This window comes from Roseibium limicola (assembly GCF_017313085.1).
Taxonomy (GTDB): domain Bacteria; phylum Pseudomonadota; class Alphaproteobacteria; order Rhizobiales; family Stappiaceae; genus Roseibium; species Roseibium limicola.
This window is the reverse complement of record NZ_JAFLNF010000002.1, coordinates 370,776-390,157: the sequence shown is the minus strand read 5'-3', so window position 1 is coordinate 390,157 and position 19,382 is coordinate 370,776. Positions and strand designations below refer to the sequence as shown.

General features: G+C 56.8%; 15 protein-coding genes, 2 tRNA genes and 1 riboswitch. Of the genes, 8 read left to right on the top strand and 9 right to left on the bottom strand.

Translation table 11 applies throughout. The annotated features are described in order from the left end of the window. Positions 1–40 precede the first annotated feature (40 nt). On the bottom strand, positions 41–1,540 hold the full coding sequence (gene cls, locus J0X15_RS05220) for a cardiolipin synthase (protein ID WP_206938739.1): 1,500 nt from the start codon (positions 1,538–1,540) through the stop codon (positions 41–43). Between the two features lie 28 nt (positions 1,541–1,568). After that, positions 1,569–2,603, bottom strand: coding sequence for a cysteine synthase A (locus tag J0X15_RS05215; protein ID WP_206938737.1), 1,035 nt, complete (start codon positions 2,601–2,603; stop codon positions 1,569–1,571). A gap of 263 nt (positions 2,604–2,866) precedes the next feature. Between J0X15_RS05215 and J0X15_RS05210 the strand changes: the two genes are divergently transcribed. Together J0X15_RS05210 and J0X15_RS05205 are read left to right on the top strand one after the other, a co-directional pair. Further along, positions 2,867–3,526, top strand: coding sequence for a ChrR family anti-sigma-E factor (locus tag J0X15_RS05210; RefSeq protein WP_206938734.1), 660 nt, complete (start codon positions 2,867–2,869; stop codon positions 3,524–3,526). A 102-nt stretch (positions 3,527–3,628) separates the two neighbouring features. Continuing rightward, positions 3,629–4,441: an SDR family NAD(P)-dependent oxidoreductase gene (locus J0X15_RS05205; RefSeq protein ID WP_206938732.1), complete on the top strand. Its 813-nt coding sequence runs from the start codon at positions 3,629–3,631 to the stop codon at positions 4,439–4,441. Here the strand turns inward: J0X15_RS05205 and J0X15_RS05200 are convergent. The 4 genes from J0X15_RS05200 to J0X15_RS05185 form a co-directional block, all read right to left on the bottom strand. Then, complete coding sequence (locus J0X15_RS05200) at positions 4,438–5,667, bottom strand: SAM-dependent methyltransferase (RefSeq protein WP_206938730.1); 1,230 nt, start codon at positions 5,665–5,667, stop codon at positions 4,438–4,440. The two genes, J0X15_RS05205 and J0X15_RS05200, sit on opposite strands and share 4 nt — an antisense overlap. Positions 5,668–5,751: 84 nt before the next feature. After that, positions 5,752–6,570 carry a DUF1365 domain-containing protein gene (locus J0X15_RS05195; RefSeq protein WP_206938728.1) on the bottom strand — a complete coding sequence of 273 codons (819 nt, stop codon included), beginning with the start codon at positions 6,568–6,570 and terminating at the stop codon, positions 5,752–5,754. Positions 6,571–6,612: 42 nt separating this feature from the next. Continuing rightward, positions 6,613–7,911: an NAD(P)/FAD-dependent oxidoreductase gene (locus J0X15_RS05190; protein ID WP_206938726.1), complete on the bottom strand. Its 1,299-nt coding sequence runs from the start codon at positions 7,909–7,911 to the stop codon at positions 6,613–6,615. 243 nt (positions 7,912–8,154) lie between these two features. Continuing rightward, positions 8,155–8,862, bottom strand: coding sequence for a hypothetical protein (locus tag J0X15_RS05185; RefSeq protein WP_209015088.1), 708 nt, complete (start codon positions 8,860–8,862; stop codon positions 8,155–8,157). A 441-nt stretch (positions 8,863–9,303) separates the two neighbouring features. Here J0X15_RS05185 and J0X15_RS05180 point away from each other — a divergent pair, with 441 nt between their 5' ends. Beyond that, entirely contained in the window at positions 9,304–12,234 is a 2,931-nt protein-coding gene (locus tag J0X15_RS05180) for a PAS-domain containing protein (protein ID WP_206938724.1), read from the top strand. A 198-nt stretch (positions 12,235–12,432) separates the two neighbouring features. On the opposite strand, the gene J0X15_RS05175 is transcribed toward J0X15_RS05180, so the two are convergent. Beyond that, positions 12,433–12,915 (bottom strand): hypothetical protein, encoded by a 483-nt coding sequence (locus J0X15_RS05175; RefSeq protein ID WP_206938722.1) that lies wholly within the window; start codon positions 12,913–12,915, stop codon positions 12,433–12,435. 330 nt (positions 12,916–13,245) lie between these two features. Between J0X15_RS05175 and J0X15_RS05170 the strand changes: the two genes are divergently transcribed. The 3 genes from J0X15_RS05170 to J0X15_RS05160 are packed head-to-tail and all read left to right on the top strand — an operon-like array spanning position 13,246 to position 16,092. Further along, positions 13,246–14,172 carry a heme/hemin ABC transporter substrate-binding protein gene (locus tag J0X15_RS05170; protein ID WP_206938720.1) on the top strand — a complete coding sequence of 309 codons (927 nt, stop codon included), beginning with the start codon at positions 13,246–13,248 and terminating at the stop codon, positions 14,170–14,172. After that, the gene (locus tag J0X15_RS05165) at positions 14,169–15,260 is read left to right on the top strand and encodes a FecCD family ABC transporter permease (RefSeq protein WP_206938718.1); all 1,092 of its coding nucleotides are present in this window, start codon (positions 14,169–14,171) and stop codon (positions 15,258–15,260) included. Before J0X15_RS05170 ends, J0X15_RS05165 begins: the two co-directional genes overlap by 4 nt. A gap of 1 nt (position 15,261) precedes the next feature. Beyond that, positions 15,262–16,092, top strand: a complete 831-nt coding sequence (locus J0X15_RS05160; RefSeq protein WP_206938717.1) for a heme ABC transporter ATP-binding protein — start codon at positions 15,262–15,264, stop codon at positions 16,090–16,092. Between the two features lie 746 nt (positions 16,093–16,838). Here J0X15_RS05160 and J0X15_RS05155 read toward each other — a convergent pair. Both J0X15_RS05155 and J0X15_RS05150 read right to left on the bottom strand, forming a co-directional pair. Continuing rightward, positions 16,839–16,914: transfer RNA gene (locus J0X15_RS05155), tRNA-Asn, on the bottom strand. 73 nt (positions 16,915–16,987) lie between these two features. Continuing rightward, positions 16,988–17,063 (bottom strand) — tRNA-Asn (locus tag J0X15_RS05150). Between the two features lie 299 nt (positions 17,064–17,362). Then, positions 17,363–17,628: riboswitch (cobalamin riboswitch) on the top strand. Between the two features lie 107 nt (positions 17,629–17,735). Here J0X15_RS05150 and cobU point away from each other — a divergent pair. Together cobU and cobW are read left to right on the top strand one after the other, a co-directional pair. Then, on the top strand, positions 17,736–18,272 hold the full coding sequence (gene cobU / locus J0X15_RS05145) for a bifunctional adenosylcobinamide kinase/adenosylcobinamide-phosphate guanylyltransferase (RefSeq protein WP_206938716.1): 537 nt from the start codon (positions 17,736–17,738) through the stop codon (positions 18,270–18,272). Next, positions 18,269–19,381 carry a cobalamin biosynthesis protein CobW gene (gene cobW, locus J0X15_RS05140; protein ID WP_206938715.1) on the top strand — a complete coding sequence of 371 codons (1,113 nt, stop codon included), beginning with the start codon at positions 18,269–18,271 and terminating at the stop codon, positions 19,379–19,381. The genes cobU and cobW overlap by 4 nt, the downstream gene beginning before the upstream one ends. Position 19,382 lies beyond the last annotated feature (1 nt).

Below are 19,382 nucleotides of genomic sequence, written 5' to 3'. Positions count from 1 at the left end.
CCGGTGCAACAAGGCCGCGCAATCTGCGGTCTGGGAGTGTTCAGAGAACCGGTGATAACAGTTTTGCCCCTCGCGCCACCACCCGAAAAGCGAAGGATCTTTTTTTCAGGGAAGATGGTTCGATTGGATCGGAGACCGAAAAATCGTTCGCCAGCATGTCGGCGACTTTTTTGACCATCCGCTGATGGGTGAACCACAGGGTAATTTCGAAATTGATGGAGAAGGAGCGATTGTCGAAATTGACCGTTCCAACAGAAGCCAATTCGTCGTCCACCAGCACGATTTTCTGGTGTAGGAAGCCCTTCGGATAGCGATAGACCTTCACGCCTCTGTCCACCATATCGTCGGCATGAGCATGGCTTGCCAGCCAGACAACGCGGTGATCGGCCCGAGTCGGCAACAGAATGCGCACGTCCACGCCGCGCATTGAAGCGGCATAAAGGGCAGTTTGCATGTCGAGTGAGGGGACGAAATAGGGCGTGGAAATCCACAAGCGCTTGGTTGCACGGGCGGCGGCCTCGGCAAATGCAATCGCGCATTCCTCAAGTTCTTCCGCCGGGCCTGTCGGCATCACCAGCACAGGCTCGTCGCCCGGCTTGGTGATTGCATCGAGTTTTGCCAACTCGATATCGCCGCCATGCGCCCACTTCCAATCCTCGGCAAATGAGAGCGCGCAGGCCAGAGCCGCGGGACCGGACACCTTCACGTGGGTGTCGCGCCAATATCCGTAGGTCTTGGAATAGCCCTGGTAGGCGTCAGCAACATTCAGGCCACCGACCCAGGCGTGCTGAAAATCCGTTACCACCACCTTGCGGTGATTGCGGTAGTTCAGCCGCATGGGGCCGAGCATGCGGAGAAACTTGTGCCGTTGATTGAAGCCCGAGACATGCACGCCAGCGTCACTGAGCCGGGTGAGATAACTGCGCTTCAGGTTGGATGAGCCGATGTCATCGTATAGGAAGTAGACCAGAACGCCGGACTTCGCCTTGTCGATCAGCCGCCGGGCCAACTCGTTGCCGGTCTTGTCGTCCTCCACGGTGAAATACTGCACGAGGATTGTGTGCTCGGCATCCTCCAACCCTTTCCAGAGGGAGGGAAAGGTTTGTTCGCCATTGATCAGGAGATCACATTTATTGCCAGCCAGAAAAGGCAGTCCGGCCACTGCCGAGAGGACCGGCCAGGCGCGGGTTTCCACCTCGTCGGTAAGCCTGAGATTGCGCGCCCGCTGCGAGCGGTTGTCACGGCCCAGTTTGTGGCGGATGCGGGAATAGGATTCAAACGACCGCCAGCCGAAGATCAAATAGGCCGGAACGGTCAGATAAGGCAGGAAAAACAGTGACAGAAGCCAGGCGATGGAGCCTTGCGGGGTTCGACTTTTCAAGATTTCCCGAACGGCGCAGACTGCCGCAGCCGCGTAAAACACGACTGCGACAGCGGCGAAAAGACCGATATTTGCTGCGATTGTCTCCAGGCCCAGTGTGTCGGACGCAATCGTCTGGGCAGTCTGGATAATCGCTTGACCGTCGCCGGCAGGCTCCATGGGGTCCCCTTTTGCGGTAGACCCCGGCTCACACGAAAGGCGCGGTCAAGTTTGTGGAGCGCTCCAGCCAACCCGGAACAGGTAGGTTCTTGGAACGCAGGAAGTCGATGTTATAAAGCTTGGACTGGCTGCGGGTTCCATGATCGCACAGAATGGTCACGATGGTGTGGCCCGGTCCGAGATCTTTTGCCATCCGGCGGGCGCCTGCCAGATTGATGGCGGAAGAGCCCCCCAGAAGCAGGCCTTCCTTTTCCGCCAGATCAAAGACCAGCGGCAGGGCTTCTTCATCCGGGATGGAATAGGGGAAGTCGACCTTGATGTCGGCAACGATAGGCGTGGAGCGTCCAAGGCCAATGCCTTCGGCAATCGAACCGCCGTCTGTCGCCTTGGCTTCGCCGTCCTTGAACAGATGAAACATGCCAGCACCAAACGGATCGGCACAGCCGATCTTGATGGCCGGTTTGTTCTCGCGCAAGAAGCTAGAGACACCAGCAAGCGTGCCGCCGGACCCGACTGCGCAAATAAAGCCGTCGATCTGGCCGTCTGTCTGATCCAGGATTTCCGGACCCGTGGTGGTGTAATGCGCCTTGCGGTTGTCCAGATTGTTCCACTGGTCAGCAAAGATGGCGCCATTCGGCTCGCTCTTGGCCAAGTGTTCGGCCAGACGACGGGCGACATGCTGATAGTTGTTAGGGTCCTTGAAGGGCTTGGCGGGAACTTCAATCAGCTCCGCGCCGCACATGCGAAGCATGTCCTTCTTTTCCTGTGTCTGGGTCTCGGGAATCACGATTACGGTGCGATAGCCGCGCGCGCTTGCAACCAGCGCCAGACCGATGCCGGTGTTGCCGGCTGTCCCCTCGACGATCACGCCGCCGGGCTTCAGATCACCACGGGCTTCCGCTTCGAGGATCATCTGCCGGGCAGGGCGGTCCTTGACCGACTGCCCTGGGTTCATGAACTCCGCCTTGCCGAAGATTTCGCAGCCGGTTTCCTCTGAAAGGCCGTTCAGGCGGATAAGCGGGGTGTTGCCGATTGCGTCGACGACGGAAGTGCTGGCGGTCATTTCAGAAAGTTCCTGCTTCAATGTGCAAGGTCGCGGTGGATTGTTGATATAGCATGTAGGTGCCATATCGCGCTGCGAAAAGGGACGCAACTGCCTGAGGTTCGCGTGAGTTGAAATCTCGGGCCGTTTCGTTCTATTTTCTGGCCGGGTTATTGGAACAGGGGTTCCTGCTTTAGACCCTCCGAGTGATCCGCTGCCCCGAAAGCGCCGTATGAGGAAACAGCATTGTTATTTCCGAATACGGAAGCGTTATGAGCGTCTGCATGGAAAAGAACGTCACTGGCCTGGATGAACTGCTGGCAGGATATGCTGCGGGCACGCTCGCGTCGCCTGCTCAAGCATTGGTTGGCGCCCATCTGGAGCTGAAAGATACCCATCGGGATTACGTCTCCAGTCTGGAGGCGCTTGCCGGTTTGGGGGTCGATGAAAGTCCCCCTGTCGCCTTGTCTGACCGGGAAGGCCTTTTGGCGTCTATATTCTCTCTCGAGCCTGAGAAAATTGAGAACATTCGTGTCTCAGCACAAACCGGAGACGACTGGGTGCCGCTGTCTCTGCGTCCATTGCTGGAGCAGGGGAAAATGCCTGGAAAGTCGGACCTGCCCTGGAAAACGCTGCTTCCGGGTGTGAAGGAATGCAAGCTTGGTGAGTTTGATGGCTGCATGACGTCCCTTCTCTGGGTACGTGCGGGCAAGGCCATGCCATCGCATACTCACTCGGGAACCGAGCTGACGCTCATTCTCAAGGGGGGCTACAGCGATGATGATGGTCACTTTGAAACAGGTGACATTGCCTTCGCCGATCATGAGATCGATCACAAGCCAATTGCCGATGAGGGCGAAGACTGCATCTGCTTTACCGTGACCGAGGGCAGTCTGCGGCTCACCGGGCCTATTGGCCGCCTGTTTGCGCCTTTCATGCGCTGAGCATGCTGGCCTGATCCTGAAAACCGCTGAAGCTTGAGACCAATACCAATCCGGAGTGCTCCCGATCTGCGTATGACAGAGGGAACGCTTAAGGAGACTGGTATGACTTGCGAATTCGTTGCGACCCCGGACACTGGAATTGCCTGGATCACCGGCGCCAGCAGTGGCATTGGCAGGGCGCTGGCCTTGCGGCTTGCCGATGAGGGGTGGACGATTGCAGCAACAGCACGGTCGGTTGAAAAGCTGCGCAAGCTCGAAATCCTTGGGATGTCGACCCGAGGGAAAATTCACGCCTACCCGGGAGATGTAACCGATCGGGACGCGATGCGTGAGCTGGCGCTCAGGATCGAGACCGAAGCCGGTCCGCTGGCATTACTGGTGCCGAATGCGGGCGTCTATTTCCCCCAGGACGGATTGTCTGGAAATCCGGATGAATGGCAGAAAAGCTTCGATGTAAACCTCAGCGGTACCGTCAATGTTCTTTTGCCGAGCATCGACGCGATGAAGGCTCGTGGACGGGGACAGATCGCCATTGTCGCCTCTGTTGCCGGATACAGAGGCTTGCCCACGTCTGCGGCCTATGGAGCGACCAAGGCAGGGCTGATCAATATGGCGGAGGCGCTGAAGTTTGATTTGGACCGGGCCAACATTCGCATACAGGTTATCAATCCAGGCTTTGTGGATACACCTGCAACGGCCGACAACCCTTTCGATATGCCGCAGCTGATCCAGCCTGAAGAAGCGGCGGAAGAAATTGCCCGTGGTCTCAAGGACAAGAAGGCCTTCGAGATATTCTTCCCGAGAGGCTTTGTACGTCAGCTCAAGGTGATGCGAATTCTGCCCCACTCCTGGTACTTCCGACTGATTGCCAAAAGCACAGGATGGGACAAGAAACCAAAGGTCGGGCGCGACTAGGCCGTCTTGACGTAGACCATCTGACGCACATCGATGTTGCCAGAGCGGAAGCCTGCCTCGCAGTAGTGGAGATAGAACTCCCAAAGGCGCTTGAACCGCTCGTCGAATCCAAGCGGCACAATGCGTGGCCAGGCTTCACGGAACCGGGCGCGCCATTCTTCCAGCGTTCGGGCGTAGTCCTGGCCAAAGATTTTCTGGTTCGCCAGATCGAGCCCCAGGGACTTGCTGATATCATTCAGCTTGCCAGGGGGGGGCAGCATGCCGCCCGGAAAGACGTGGCGTTGAATAAAATCGCCAGAGCGGCGGTAGTCTTCAAACATCCGGTCCTGAATGGTGATGATCTGCAAACCGGCCTTGCCGCCGGACTTCAAGCAATTTGCGAGTTGGCCGAAATAGGTGGGCCAATAGCGCTCTCCAACCGCCTCGAACATTTCGATAGAAGCGATACGGTCGAATTTTCCCGTCTCGTCCCGGTAGTCCTGAAAGACGACGTCGACCTTCTCTGAAAGACCGGCGTTATGGATCCTTTCCCGCGCATAGTCGTATTGTTCGCGCGAAATGGTCAGGGCACGCACCTTGGCGCCAATTTCCTTTCCGACGAATTCGGCAAAGCCGCCCCATCCACACCCGATCTCCAAGACCTCATGTCCGGCTTGAATGTCGGTTTCGCGTGCCAACGACGTGTACTTGAGTCGCTGGGCGCTCTCCAGGTCGTTCACGCTGGGGTCGAAGATGGCGGAGGAATAGGTCATCGAGGGATCCAGCCATTCCTTGTAGAAGGCGTTTCCCAGATCGTAGTGGGCCGAAATGTTCCGCCTCGAGCCCGACTTCGTGTTGGCATTGAGCCAATGGCGCAGGGACAGGAGAAAGCGTGCAATGGGTTTGCCGTTCAGCACCTCACTCGCTGCCTCGCGGTTGATGCAAAATAGTTCCAGGAAGGTGGTGATATCGGGAGAAGACCAATAGCCGGCAATGAAGGCTTCCCCCACACCGACGTCTCCGCCCTGAACAACCATCTTGGCAAAGCGCCAGTCGGTGACCTCTACCTCACCCTGGGGGCCTGGTTCATTGCCCTCGAAGATGAAAACGCGCTCGTCCGGCGTTGTAACACGCAGGGAACCATACTGAAGACCTGTGAGAATTCGAAAACCCAGCTGAGCGAAGCGGGGAAGGCCCGAGCAGGCTTGCTTCAAACTGGACTTGGAAACGCGGATACCGTCGGACATGGCAATTCCCCCGAAATGCTTTTCATAGAAACGAGAAGGCGCCTGGGCGCTTACATTAAGATACGGCGAGATCTGGCTTTGGTTTCAAGCAGCTCTCGATGTTTGTGTGACGGTCCTGTCCTCTCCAGTCGGGACCGCCGCTTCCGGCTTCTTGTGAAATCGTACACCCATGCGCCAAATTTTAAAGGCCTGCCAATGAATGGCTGCGACGACCTTCAGGCCCAGGAACGGGATGTGCGCACAGAGCCGGGCCAGATTGGCGCTGGTCAGCGCGGTCCGGGTGCCATGAAACATGGCTGCGAGGAGAGGGCCTTCGGCGTCTTCTTCAAGAATGCGGACCCTGACCGCCTTGCCCGGCGGCATCAGTCGAAAGCTGTAGTGTTGTTCCATGTCGACGAAGGGTGAGACATAGAACTGCTTGTCCTGCTCCTGCCGCAGGCCGGCATCGTTCAGTTGGTCTTTGGTGACTGGCAACACATAGGAGTGGAGATCGCCAAAGGTGTTGCGCACTTCGTAGATGACGCCGGTCAGCGTGTGGTCTTTGTCATAAGCGAAGTAGACAGCCAGTGGATTGAAGGCATGCCCGCAAACGCGCGGATAGGCGAGAAGGAGAACCTGGTGAGGTCGGGACACGCCTTTGTCACCCAGAGCCTGGTCCACATAGGCGCGAAGGTTTGCGCCGTCCCGGGGGCCGTGGTCCTTCTGGTAAAAGCTGACGAGATTGAAACGTTCGATGGAGAACAGCCGCGACTGGCCATCCGCCTCGTCGAGACGGTCGAGATCGATCAGCAGGGAGAAGACGGAGTAAGAGAAACGGTTTTGCTTCGGCTTCATGCGTTGGTGCATGACCGGGCCAACATACAGGCTGGCGGCGGCTGCGGGCGACGAATCGTTAGCACTCATTCTGGTTGGGGAGCGACCTGACATGAGGATTGTCCTCTCATCCTACTCGGCGGCCTGGAGAGCGAGTTCCTTGTCCCGAGACTGCTCCCATGGGGCCTCACAGCCCAGCGCCCGGGCAACGGCCAAACCGGACTTCAAGCCGTCCTCATGGAAGCCATGCCCGGTCCACGCCCCGCAGAACCATGTCCGCTGACGACCCTGAATGGTATCCAGTGCGGTCTGCGCGTCAATGGCAGCTTGATTGAATTGCGGGTGGTCATAGACAAAGCGTCCGAAGGTGAGCTCTTCCGACGGCGCCTCAACCGGGTTCAGGGTAACGAACAGCGGCTTGTCCTCGGGAATGTTCTGGAGGCGGTTCATCCAGTAGCTGACGGTGACCTGGGCCTGAGTGAAGGCGTCCTGACCAGCAAGATAGTTCCAGGAGGCCCAGACCTTGCGATTGCGCGGCATCAGCGAGAGATCCCGGTGCAGATAGACCGTGTTTGGCCGGTAGCGGATGGCCGAAAGGATTGCATGTTCGTCCTGACTGGGTGTGGTCAGCATGGCAAGGGCCTGATCGGAGTGCCCGGCGATGACTACGTGGTCGAAGGTGTCGGAACCACCGTTCACGTCAGTCACCACGACCCTGTCCGGAAAGCGCTCGACGCCTGTGACCATCGCCCCATGGCGAATGTTGTCTCCCAGGGGAGCGAGAAGCTTGCCGACATACTGCCGGCTTCCGCCGGAAACGGTGCGCCAAATGGGGCGGTCAAAATTCACCAAGCGGTGGTTCTTGAAAAAGGAGACAAAGTTTTCCGCAGGATAGTCTGCCATGTCGGCGAGGGGCGTTGACCAGATCGCCGCTCCCATAGGAAGCAGATAGCGGTCGGTGAAGGTCCGGCCATATCGGTTGGCGTTGAGGTAGTTGCCGAGCGACAGGCCGCGCAGCAGGCCGGCGTCGAGATCGCGCACGCTTTCCTTATTGAAGCGGAAGATCTGCCGAAGCATCATCAGGAAACTCGGGCTCATCAGATTGCGGCGCTGGGCAAAGACCGTATTCAGTGACTGTCCCGACCATTCATGGCGCCGGTTGTCTGCAGACAAGGCAAAGCTCATATCGCTTTCTTCTGTCTCCACGCCAAGGTGCGCGAACATCTTCGTCAGGTTGGGGTAGTTGAGTTCATTGTAGACGATAAAGCCGGTGTCGACGGAAATCGGCGTGCCATCGTAATCGATGTCGACAGTGGCGCTATGACCACCTGTACGCTCTCGCTTTTCATAGAGAATGACGTCGTGTTTCTCGCTCAGGACTGATGCTGCGCTGTTTCCCGAGATACCGGAGCCGATGACCGCAATCCGCATTTTGTGCCCTTATCGTTATTATGGACGACCTTTGGAGAATGCCTCCGCAGGATTGGTTCAAATTACGTCTCAGCTACGGTCGCAGATCACTTAAAGTTCCAAAAGGCTTTGAATTTTTTGAAATATTGCCGTTTCGCATGATTGTTTCACGCGAAGTTTGCGGGTCTGGTCTCACAACAGGAAAGAGGCCGGGCGCAGCTGGCGCCCGGCCTCTTGGCCGATGATCGCGGGGGATTTGGAGCATCAGGCGTGAAGGGTATCGATCAGCCAATTCCAGGCGACCTGAACCTGCTGTACAGCGCCACCAAACCAATTTGTGACCAGGTGCCATGCAGCGCCACCGAAGGTTGCCAACTGCATCATCGGGCTGTGATCTGTCTCTGGTGCGGAAGCTTGTGGCTTGGCCTCGATGAATTCCACCGAGGTGGCGCCGACAGTCTCGTCCTCGATGACACGTCGGGTTACCATCATGGCAGCGTCAGATACCAGTCGACTTTCATCAATTTTGGCAATTCGAGTTGCTGGATCGACAGAGCGGACAACAATCGCCCGACCGTCGGGGAGAAGGTGTGTTTCATTCGGCCCGACTTCGCTGTCGTAAATGACCTCACCATAGCCATCGATCAACTCGACCCAGATGGCGGATCGGTCGTTGATGTCAATCTGACCAACCCAGATATTATATTCGCTGTCGAGCGGGTCCAGCTCCTGCTGTGAAGCGGAGGCGACGGTGACGGCAAGTCGGTCGTCTTCGAGGAGGATGGTCTCTTCCGGGAGCTCAAGGCGGTTTTCCGCCCTGACGGTCTCGGCAAGGCCGAGAGAAGACAGTGCAAGAAGCGTAGTGAGGGCGGCCTGCGCCGTGAGGCTTTTGGCTCGCTCAGCCAATGCAAAGCGCTCGGCAGTGATGTCCGGCGTGTGGCCAGCAGTATTGGGTTTTGTCCAAAGCATCATTCCGCCTCCTGAAGCTCCTACGCTTCCTGTTGGGCCCCGTTGTTAACTAAACGCGGAAGGCGGGCTCCTGTTCCCCCCTTCAGAGTAAAATCTCAAATTTACTGTTTTTCCTTTAGGTCATTCCGGGGCACTCGACGACATAGTATCGCCATTATTGAAACACAATTCTATCGCGGATTTTGGAAGAAAGAGTGTAACATCGAACACAATTCGGCGTTATCCTGGAAACGTTTTGTTAGGCCTTATGTTCTTGAAGGCGCTTTTGCGGATGTTGGAGCAAGAGCGTGCGGCCAAAAATGTGAATTTATATTGTATTTTCTAACACTGTAAATTTTATATTTGATAGTATTTACATATTTATTTTGTTTATATTGAAAACTACTGGTTAGGACTTGTCGAGTTACCCTATGCGTCGATCAACTCAAGCATAAGGCGTGTTCCGTGACCGTGGCTTTTGCCGATCCCAAACTTCCCGGTTATCCGGATCTGCCACTTGATGCTGCTGGGCAGATTAGTTCACCAGATGGTCTGTCAAATCTCCTGGCCCCGACTGTTGCTTTGACGGGAGGTCGGTTCGCCGGCTTTTATCTTCTGCAAAACGAGCGGCTGGAATGTCTGGGGAAGGCAGGCGCTGCGCCTGAGCTGGACGTCGATCAGAATTTGGCGATCTGGCTGCAGGACCAGCTGGAGCCTGCAAGCTCTGACCCCAGAGACTTGATCGAGATCTCTCTTCCTCTGATGAATGATGATCTGGAACCGCTGGTGGTTTGGGTGCTTGGTGCACCAGTGCTTTCTGGAATGCTTCTGCTGATCGGCGACACGCCCCCGGAAGAGCATGGCGCGCGGAATGCCTTGACTTCACTCCTCGCTGCAGCTGTCACGTTGCTGGAGCATTCCACTCAAGTGAGTGGACTCGAACAGCAGTTGGAGCAGGAGGTTGATCTCAGGGACTTCTTCAACCAGTTCAATGAACTAGCGGGCATGGGGGGGTGGGAGATTGACGGCGAGACGCGGGAAGTTCGTTGGACTCCGCAGACTTGCCGTATTCACGACTTGCCGGAAGGGACGACGCTGAAGCTGCAGGAGTGGTTTCAGCTGTGTAATCCAGACTGTCAGCCTTTACTGGAATCTGCTTTTAAAGAAGCCTTACGCAGCGGCTCCGGTTGGGAGCTGAAATTGCAGATTACCACTGCGATGGGACGCGATGTCTGGGTTTATTCGGTTTGTCAGCCGATCTTCGAGCCTGGTCGGAAGCGCCCGCGCCTGGTTGGAGCAGTGACCGATATCACTTCCCAGGTACAGATGGAGTCTGAGGTTGCCACGGCCGAGCGGCTCTATCGTTCGACGCTGGATGCCTTGACCGAAGGCATTCTGGTGGCGGACCGGGAGGGGGTTCTGCGATGGTACAATGCAGCGGCGGAAACGATACTTGAGGTTGAAACCCTCTACGAGGGATTGAGCCATCTTGCCAGCATTGCGACTGAATTCGCCCCGGATTACTCGCTTGCCGAAGAAGATGGCCTGAGCGCCATCGGGGGAGACGAGCTGGTTGAAAGGCTCCTCTCTGGTCGTGAGAGCATGAAGTGGAATTCTCTGTCACGGATTGGTGTCAGTCGTCAGCGCAAGTGGCTGAAATGCCATTCAGAACCGTTGATCAACGATGAGAGCGGCGAGCTTGTTGGCGTCGTCATTTCAATCAATGATGTCACCCAGCAGAAGCACACCGAGGACATGTTGAACGAGGTGTTTGAAGCTGTTCCCTCAGGTTTTGCGATCTACGATCAGGACGACAAACTTTACATGGCCAACGCGGCTTACCGCTTTGGGGTTCTCTCCGGAGTAGGGATCAAGAAATGTCGCGGCCAGACGTTCCATCAACTCATGACAGATGCACTCGTGTCAGGGCAGTTTCCTGACGCGCCAAGCGCCACACCGGCGCGCGACTCATGGATTGAAGAGTGGCGCAATGGTTTTTTCATGGGCGAGCCTACGCGTCTGGAGAGGTTGAGCGACGGCCGATGGATTCAGTCCACCAGCCAGATCACTCCTTCCAGTTACCGAGCCGATTTTTTTGCTGACGTTACCGAACTCAAGGAAAAAGCCTCCGTTCTGAAGGCGATCTTTGACTATTTCCCAGCGGCTGTTGCTCTGATCACCGCCGATATGGAGGTGACCTATTTCAACAGCAAATGGATGAAGCTTCTGCATTTTCAGGACGGCGAGGTCGGCGAGACCGTTTCGCTTTCCGACATGCTGCATAATGCGTTCAAGCATATGGGCTCGGGAGAGGAAAACCTCGCGGAGGAGGTTGCGCGGTCAACCGAGAGACTGCGGCTTATCGACGGTGCACCGTTCGAGCGGAAGTTCGCCGATGGAACCATCTTCCGTGTCTCTGGCAGAGCCCTTCCCGGCGGTAATATTCTGACGTTCGTTGAAGATATCACCGAGAGCCGAAATGCGGCAGAGGAGCTGCAGGCGAAGGAAAAGCTGGCGCGCGAGAAAAGCGAAGAGCTTGAGCATACTTTCGAGAACATCAATCTTGCCGTCAGCGTGTTCGACCGGGAAGGGCGACTTCAGACCTGGAACGACAAGTATGTCGAATATTTCAACAAGCAGCATGGCGAAGCCCGGCGCGGGATCTCGCTGTTTGACCTGATTGAAGTGGCGAAGGCACGCGGCAATTTCCAGGGCGATGTGAAGGCACATGTGGATGGGCTGATTGCTCGGTTGAACCGGGGCGAGGTGGTTCACTCGCGGTTCCGTATGGCCAATGGGCGGATTCTGAAGTCAAATCACTCGCCCTTGCCCGGTGGCGGCTGGATTGGAACCCACAGCGTTCTTTTGGCGGGCGACGATGATGGCAGCACATCGGCAGGCAATGCTGGGCTGGATGATGAAACAGGACTGCATGATCAGGCCTGGGCCATGCGTTCGCTTGATGAAACGCTTCGGACGATCCACGAGACCGAGGGCCACGGGGTTCTGTCTATTGTGCGGGTTGGTCGGACAAAGGCCTCAGCCGCGGTCGAACACTCTGCGAAGGATCGCAGGATGCTCCGGGCTGTCACCCAGAATATCCTTGGAAAAGTCCGGGGGATGGACAAGGTCGCGCGGCTGGACAGTGGTGAGTTTCTGGTGATTTTCCCACAGGTACAGAACAGCCGGCGCGTGGTGAAGGCTGTCTCGCGTCGCACTTTGACTGAGCTGCGTTCCATTCAAGAGTGCAAAACCGAGGATGGGACGAATCCGATTTCAATCGGCGTGGTTCGCCTGACAGACGATATGTCGACAGCTCAAGAAGCTTTTCAGGTGGCGATGAAGGCCTGCGATGCGGCCTATGCCGGCGGCGGCGGATTCACCATTCTGTCTTGATGTGACCTGACTTCTGAATTGGTAAGGGCGGACTGTCGCTGGCTTGCAGGAAAATCCGCTTGAGGCACCCCCAACCCTTGGCGCAGGAGGTCAGAAAAGCGCGCCGGGGGCCAGGGGTGATATGTTGCTACCGTTTTTGCGACAGGTCTGTGCATTCGCAAGATTGCACTGGCACCCGAGACGCAAGTTCCGACAGCATTATTTCAGGAAGTCGATGTCCGCACGGGTTTTCGGCTGAAGTGCGCTTATGCAGATATCTTCCAGGCCAGGCTGCGGATCAGCGACATCACAGCGCGATGCGCCATTGATCAGGATCTGACCCAGGCTTTCGCACTGGCGATTGGGCAGCTCGAACTGGCGAACGACTGTCTTGCCATTCGGAAGAGCTCCAAAATCGAAAGCTGTCATCTGCTCCACCAGGCCGTCCTTGTTGAACAAGACGAGCTCATAGGCCACGCCGTTCAGGCTTGCCTTGGCTTTGTTTGTGGCGACGAAGGTCAGCATGCAGCCTGTCTTGGTCTGGGCTGCACGGTTCAATTCCAGCGACAAACCGGCCTCTTCTTGCGCATGTACCATACTGGGCGCGGCGAGCGCGTAGGTCAGCGAAAGGGCAAATGCGAAGCCCATATGGCGGTTGGGAGCAAACGCTCGGGCCAGGGTCTGGCGAATGGAATTTGGCATTAGAATACTTCCCTTTTTCTGGCTGCAACGCAGGCTAAACCGGAGTTGATCCCCTGCAAACGCCGCTGGCTAGACACCTGATGTGTTGGGCGAAATTGATTTTCCACCGCTGTGCGCGTGACAATTATAAAATATGAATGTTATAGTCAAGTAAAGCTCTGATCGACGAGCCAGCCATGACACCGGTGACGCGGAGGAGGCGAGAGGTAATCTCTGGCCGTTTTCGCGTGTTTTTTCCGATGTTTAGCCATCGTTTAATTCTATCATTCCGGATAATGTTCGGCGCTAAATTTTGTTGGCGTACGCTTTATTCGTGGCCATTGGGACACCATGATGAAAACTGCCTTCACGCATGCGGCATCGACCGCGGTTCTGGTTCTCGGGCTGGCTTTTGCCGCCGAAGCGCCTGCTCTTGCTCAATCTTCTGCAGCGCCCGCACAAACAGTGGCGGACGTGTCACAGGCACACAAGGTCGTTGCGATCGGCGGCTCTGTGACCGAAATCATCTATGCGCTTGGATTGGAAGACCGGCTTGTTGCCCGCGATTCCACCAGTCTCTATCCGCAGCAAGCCTTGGCGCTTCCTGATGTTGGCTACATCCGCGCGCTTAGCCCGGAAGGCGTGTTGTCAACGGGGATGGATGCAATCGTGGCGCTTGAAGGAAGTGGGCCGCCGGAAACCATGACGGTGCTGGCAGAAGCCGGAGTTCCGATCGTTTTGGTGCCTGAGGCCTACAGCGCTCAAGGCATTCTCGACAAGATCGAAGTGGTCGGGCAAGCGATGGGGGCACAGGACAAGGCTGACGTACTGATCGAACAGCTGAAGCAGGAGCTTGCTGCCGCCGAAGCGGAAGCTGCGGCGCGGCCTGGCGACACTAAGGTGCTTTTCGTCTTGTCACTGCAGGGCGGCAACGTGCTTGCCTCTGGCGAAGGCACAGCGGCTGACGGTGTCCTAAAAATGGCGCATCTGACCAACGCGGTGTCAGGCTTCTCCGGCTACAAGCCGCTGAGCAATGAAGCGGTGACGGAAGCAGCCCCGGATGTGATCCTGATGATGAGTGGCGCAGGCGATCATTCCGCCCGCAAGGATACCGTTTTGACCCATCCCGCCCTGGGCGCGACGCCTGCCGGCAAGAATGAGCGTATCATCGCGATGAACGGTCTCTACCTGCTTGGATTCGGACCTCGCACAGCAAGTGCCGTAACGGAGCTGAGCGCCGAAGTGTCCGAACTCGTCGGAGCCGGTTCTGCAAAATGAGTGTTGCCGATGTTTCGCTGCGTGTGCGTTGGAGCCGGACAGGCGTGGAGGGGGACCGGCGTAATCGGGCGCTTCTGGTTTTGCTGCTGCTTTGCGGTTTCCTTCTGGTCTGTATCTGGTTGTCCATGACCAGTGGGGCGGTGGACATCCGCCTCTGGGAGTATCTGCAAGCGGTTGCGGGGCAACATGAGCTGAGTGCACGGGACCAACTGGTGATCGAGGTCATTCGGCTGCCGCGCATGGTGCTAGGGGTCATCGTTGGCGGCGGTCTGGCCATCGCCGGGGCGGTGATGCAGGGGCTTTTTCGAAATCCTCTTGCAGACCCTGGGGTCGTTGGGGTTTCTGCTGGCGCCAGTCTCGGGGCGGCTGCGATGATTGTCCTGGGCAGTAGTGTGCTGGCGCCAGTAACGCTCCACCTGGGGATCTATGCCCTTCCGGTTGCTGCCTTTGTTGGCAGCCTTGCGACGACCTTCTGTCTCTATTCCCTTGGGCGGACGGAGGGGCAGACGTCTGTCGCAACACTTCTACTGGCCGGTATCGCCTTGTCGGCGCTCGCTTTGGCCATGGTGGGTGTGTTGATCTTTCTGGCAGATGACCAGCAATTGCGCGATCTGAATTTCTGGCAGTTGGGTTCGCTCGCGGGAGCGACCTGGGGCAAGGTTGCAGCTGCCCTTCCGTTTGTGGGGGTTGCAAGTCTTGGCGCGCTGCTCATGGCTCCAGGACTAAACAGCCTGTTTCTTGGCGAGGCTGCGGCTGGCCACATGGGTATCCACGTCGAGCGCCTGAAAACCCTGTCCATCATCTGTGTTGCCCTGGCCACCGGCGCATGTGTGGCTGTCAGCGGTGGGATCGGCTTCGTGGGGATTGTGGTGCCGCATCTATTGCGGTTGGTGATCGGGCCAGATCATCGCTATCTGCTGCCTGGCTGTGTGCTGTTGGGCGCGTCCTTGCTGCTCTTGGCGGACGCGATTGCCCGTGTGATCGTGGCGCCGGCAGAATTGCCGATTGGTATCGTCACGGCTTTGGTCGGGGCGCCGTTCTTCCTCTGGATTCTCTTGCGTCGCAAGGGACTGATGGCAGGTGTCTAACATGGCTTCTTCGACGAATATTCCCGGCGGTCCTCATCCAATTTCGGCATCTAGACTGGACGTCGAGGGGGTTTGCGTAGTGATCGGCCGCAAGGAGATCCTACGCCAGGTCGGGTTTAAGGCCGAAGCTGGCAGGTTCAGCGCGATTATCGGACCCAATGGATCGGGCAAGAGCACGCTTCTGAAGGCGATCATCGGAGAGCTTGGCTATCATGGCTCGATCCGACTTGCCGGGCGGCTGGTGAGTGAAGAAAACCGACGTGAGTTGTCGCTCTGCCGAGCCGTCCTGCCGCAACACACGTCTGTTGCCTTTCCATTGACGGTTCACGAGGTCGTCTCGCTGGGGCGTCGGGTGCGCGGCAATGAGGGCGGATCCTATTCGGTGGAAGATGCCTTGGCGGCGGTGGATCTGAATGGCTTCAGTGGGCGCTCCTACCAGCAACTTTCGGGGGGCGAGCAGCAGCGGGTGCAGCTTGCGCGGGTTCTGTGTCAGGTCGGTGCGCCTGTCGGCCCCGAGGGCCCACGGTGGCTGTTTCTGGATGAGCCTGTTTCCAGTCTGGATATCAAGCACCAACTCTGGGTGATGCGGTTTGCCAGATCGTTTGCTGAAGGCGGGGGCGGCGTCGTTGCCGTGATGCACGATCTTAACCTAACGGCGATGTTCGCAGATCACGTTCTGGCATTGAAGCAGGGTGAGGCGCGAGCAGAAGGCTCGGTACAGCAGGTAATCACCAGCGACCTTGTCTCAAGTCTCTATGAGTGTGTTCTGCCTGTAGGTGAAACACCGGGCCGAGAGATGCCTTTTGTCCTTCCCCAAGTTGCCGGGCACTGAAGCAAGCTGAATTCTGAACATCAGTGCAGATACAAATAAAGCGCGAGGTGGGCCTCGCGCTTTATTTACTCGGTGCATTGCCGGGCCACTGCTTTAGGATGGGGCCACATGCATTTACCCAAATGGGCATCCCGGCATCATTCGCAGGCACGTTGAATTTTGTGCGCCACCTGATCGGGACATGGATTCCTTGTTCGGAATTCTCACAGCCCGAAGGCGGTTTTCCTGCCTAGTTCGACTTGAGTTGAACAACCCCGTTGGGGAGAACAATTATGCAAGGTTGGCACCCAAGTCATGAATCATCGTGGTCCGAAACCGGTGATTCTGGCAACTTGGTAAAAGCAACAGGGGTATGCTTACCGTTCTTGTTTGAGACAGTTTTTTTGCTTGTCGTTCGAAACTTCCCTAACGAAATCAGTGGTTATGCGTAATTTGGCATGTGTTTCTGGGTAGGGGTGCCGTACACGGAAGCTGGTGCAAGAACTCGCATCTGCGTCTGACGGATCAGAAGATCCGGGTGTTTTTGCTGAGTGCAAGTTCAAGTATCGACAAGGGATTGTGATTGATTTGGCCCCGTCTGAAATCGCAAGTGCCACCGGCACCATTACTTTCGTTTAGAGCTCGTGTGCTGCGCAAAAAAGGCTTGGATGTGTCTCAAAATTATTGAGTTCAGCAAGCCCAACGCGCGAAACACGCTGTTCCGTTAGCGGCTTATGAGTTTGTAGCTGAAAGAAACCAAGAGGTGATGGCTCCCCGAGCAGGGCTCGAACCTGCGACAATTCGATTAACAGTCGAATGCTCTACCAACTGAGCTATCGGGGATTATCAGTCTAAAGAGGCATGCTCTTTGGACAAAAGCTCTTGCCTGAGAAAAAGGGGCGGAGCCTGAAGATGATGGCTCCCCGAGCAGGGCTCGAACCTGCGACAATTCGATTAACAGTCGAATGCTCTACCAACTGAGCTATCGGGGATCACCATGTCGAGGTCGGTAGGTGACCGGCCCCGGCGATGGACATGCGTATATCAAACGCTTTGCCCGTTTGCCAAGTCCCGACTGCCGATTTTTAAAAGAAACTTTGGAAAAGCCCTTCTCGATGTGGATAATCGCCTTTAAATCATAAGCTTATGCTGACCAGACGGGATTGAAATGCGGTCCCTCAAAGTGCCGCCACGAGATACAAGTGGCAAGGTCTTGCCATGGCGGGCGCCTTCCGCCGAGCCCCCGTGCCGTACGATGCAAGCAGATGGTTGCCGCATCTGCCCAACCCGAGTAGAACCTTGGATGTCAGGTGTCTGACGTCGCGTGTAAATTCGGCGGCAGGCTGAAACGGGAATCCGGTCCCAATGTCATCTTTAGATCAAGACGCGCATTGAAAGCCGGAGCTGCCCCCGCAACTGTAAGCGGTGAGGGGTTTCTGAACCACACGTCACTGTTGGCGCATGTCTGCATCGCAGCCACGCATCGCCAGCGGGAAGGCACTCAGAAACACCGTTCGAACCGCGAGCCAGGAGACCGGCCCGACAGGAAACCCATGTTGAACGTGCTGTCGGGTGGACGGCCAGGAGGTTGTTTTGGATTTTATCATTGGGACCGGCATTCGGCCCAGCATCTTTGCTGCCGCTTTCTGCTGGCAGGCCAGTCTATGAGCGGTGCATCGCTTGTGCTAGGCGGCGCGCGGTCCGGCAAGAGCGCCTTTGCGGAGAAGCTCGCCCGCGACAGCGGCCTGCGCAAGATCTATCTGGCGACAAGTCCAAGGATCGACACGGAAACCGAAGAGCGGATCGCTCTGCATCTGCAGACCCGTGGTCGCGATTGGCAAACGGTCGAGGAGCAGCTCGATCTTTCCAGCGCCCTTGAGGATATGGCTGCGGCAGATTCAATCATTTTGGTCGACTGCCTGACACTGTGGCTGAACAACCTGGTCTTCCATGAGCGCGATCTTCCGGCAGAGATTGACTGCCTGTATGCCACCGCTGGCGCTCTCCAGGGACGCGTCATCTTTGTCTCCAATGAAATTGGCATGGGTCTTGTGCCTGCAGATGCGCTGTCGCGCAGCTTTCGCGATGCTCAGGGCCGTCTCAACCAACGCATGGCCGAGGTCTGCGACAAGGTCATCTTTGTTGCTGCCGGACTGCCGCTTCAGCTGAAACCCTCTTCTTATATGGATCAATTGTCATGACCACTTCTGCGCATTCCGCCGGAAAAATTCCGGCAACCATCATCACCGGGTTTCTTGGGGCCGGAAAGACAACGCTTATCCGTTCGCTGTTGCAGAACGCCCAGGGCAAGCGCATTGCGTTGATTGTCAATGAATTCGGCGACATGGGCTTTGATGGGTCATTGGTCAACGGCTGCGCCGACCCGGAGTGTGCTGCGGATGAGGTGGTTGAACTGACCAATGGCTGCATCTGCTGTACCGTGGCCGAGGACTTCCTGCCGACCATGGAAATGCTGCTGTCCCGCGAAATCCCGCCGGAACACATTGTCATTGAAACCTCCGGTCTCGCACTGCCACAGCCGCTTGTCCGTGCCTTCTCTTGGCCGAGTGTCAAATCCAGGGTGACCGTCGACGGTGTGGTCACGGTTCTGGATGCGGCTGCATTGGCGGAAGGGCGCATTGCTCTGGATGAAGCCGCTCTGGACGCCCAGCGCGCTGCAGATGATGCTCTGGACCATGATAGTCCGGTGGAGGAACTGTTTCAGGATCAGCTGCGCTGTGCAGACCTGCTTGTTCTGAACAAGGCCGATCTGGTGTCGCCGGAAGATTTGGCCAAAGTACAGACGAAGATTTCTGCAGACCTGCGTGCGGGTGTTGCCATCGTGGCAGCCGAAAAAGGCTCCTTGCCAATTGAAGTTCTGCTTGGTCGCCAGTCGGCAGCGGAAGATGATATGACCGGCCGCCACGAGCATCATCATCACCATCATGATGATGACCGCAGCCACCACGATGATCATGAGGCGCACGATGATCATCACCACCATGATCATCATCATCATGATGATTTTGAAAGCCACGTCATTCCGGTGGCGAGTTTCGCCAGCCTGAAAGATGCCGAGGCTCTTGTTCTGCAAGCGATGGGTAAGACCGGTGTTTTGCGTATCAAGGGACCGGTGGTCATCGACGGCAAGAAGGCGCCAGCCATGGTTCAGGCTGTTGGGCCACGGGTCGAGACCTGGTTTGCGGTTGGTGCCGAGAAGGCGGGACACCTTGTGGTCATTGGTCTGAAGGGGTTGGATCTGGAAGGCGTAAAGGCGCTCCTCTCCAAACAGGTTCAGGCTGCCGAATAAC

What these genes read in the sequence shown, in the direction of transcription:
- cobU (WP_206938716.1), top strand. Translation starts at nt 17,736, where the DNA reads ATGAGCGGTGCATCGCTTGTGCTAGGCGGCGCGCGGTCCGGCAAGAGC.
- J0X15_RS05190 (WP_206938726.1), bottom strand. Translation starts at nt 7,911, where the DNA reads ATGCGGATTGCGGTCATCGGCTCCGGTATCTCGGGAAACAGCGCAGCA.
- J0X15_RS05185 (WP_209015088.1), bottom strand. Translation starts at nt 8,862, where the DNA reads ATGATGCTTTGGACAAAACCCAATACTGCTGGCCACACGCCGGACATC.
- cobW (WP_206938715.1), top strand. Translation starts at nt 18,269, where the DNA reads ATGACCACTTCTGCGCATTCCGCCGGAAAAATTCCGGCAACCATCATC.
- J0X15_RS05205 (WP_206938732.1), top strand. Translation starts at nt 3,629, where the DNA reads ATGACTTGCGAATTCGTTGCGACCCCGGACACTGGAATTGCCTGGATC.
- J0X15_RS05170 (WP_206938720.1), top strand. Translation starts at nt 13,246, where the DNA reads ATGATGAAAACTGCCTTCACGCATGCGGCATCGACCGCGGTTCTGGTT.
- J0X15_RS05175 (WP_206938722.1), bottom strand. Translation starts at nt 12,915, where the DNA reads ATGCCAAATTCCATTCGCCAGACCCTGGCCCGAGCGTTTGCTCCCAAC.
- J0X15_RS05200 (WP_206938730.1), bottom strand. Translation starts at nt 5,667, where the DNA reads ATGTCCGACGGTATCCGCGTTTCCAAGTCCAGTTTGAAGCAAGCCTGC.
- J0X15_RS05165 (WP_206938718.1), top strand. Translation starts at nt 14,169, where the DNA reads ATGAGTGTTGCCGATGTTTCGCTGCGTGTGCGTTGGAGCCGGACAGGC.
- J0X15_RS05160 (WP_206938717.1), top strand. Translation starts at nt 15,262, where the DNA reads ATGGCTTCTTCGACGAATATTCCCGGCGGTCCTCATCCAATTTCGGCA.
- J0X15_RS05210 (WP_206938734.1), top strand. Translation starts at nt 2,867, where the DNA reads ATGGAAAAGAACGTCACTGGCCTGGATGAACTGCTGGCAGGATATGCT.
- J0X15_RS05215 (WP_206938737.1), bottom strand. Translation starts at nt 2,603, where the DNA reads ATGACCGCCAGCACTTCCGTCGTCGACGCAATCGGCAACACCCCGCTT.
- J0X15_RS05195 (WP_206938728.1), bottom strand. Translation starts at nt 6,570, where the DNA reads ATGAGTGCTAACGATTCGTCGCCCGCAGCCGCCGCCAGCCTGTATGTT.
- cls (WP_206938739.1), bottom strand. Translation starts at nt 1,540, where the DNA reads ATGGAGCCTGCCGGCGACGGTCAAGCGATTATCCAGACTGCCCAGACG.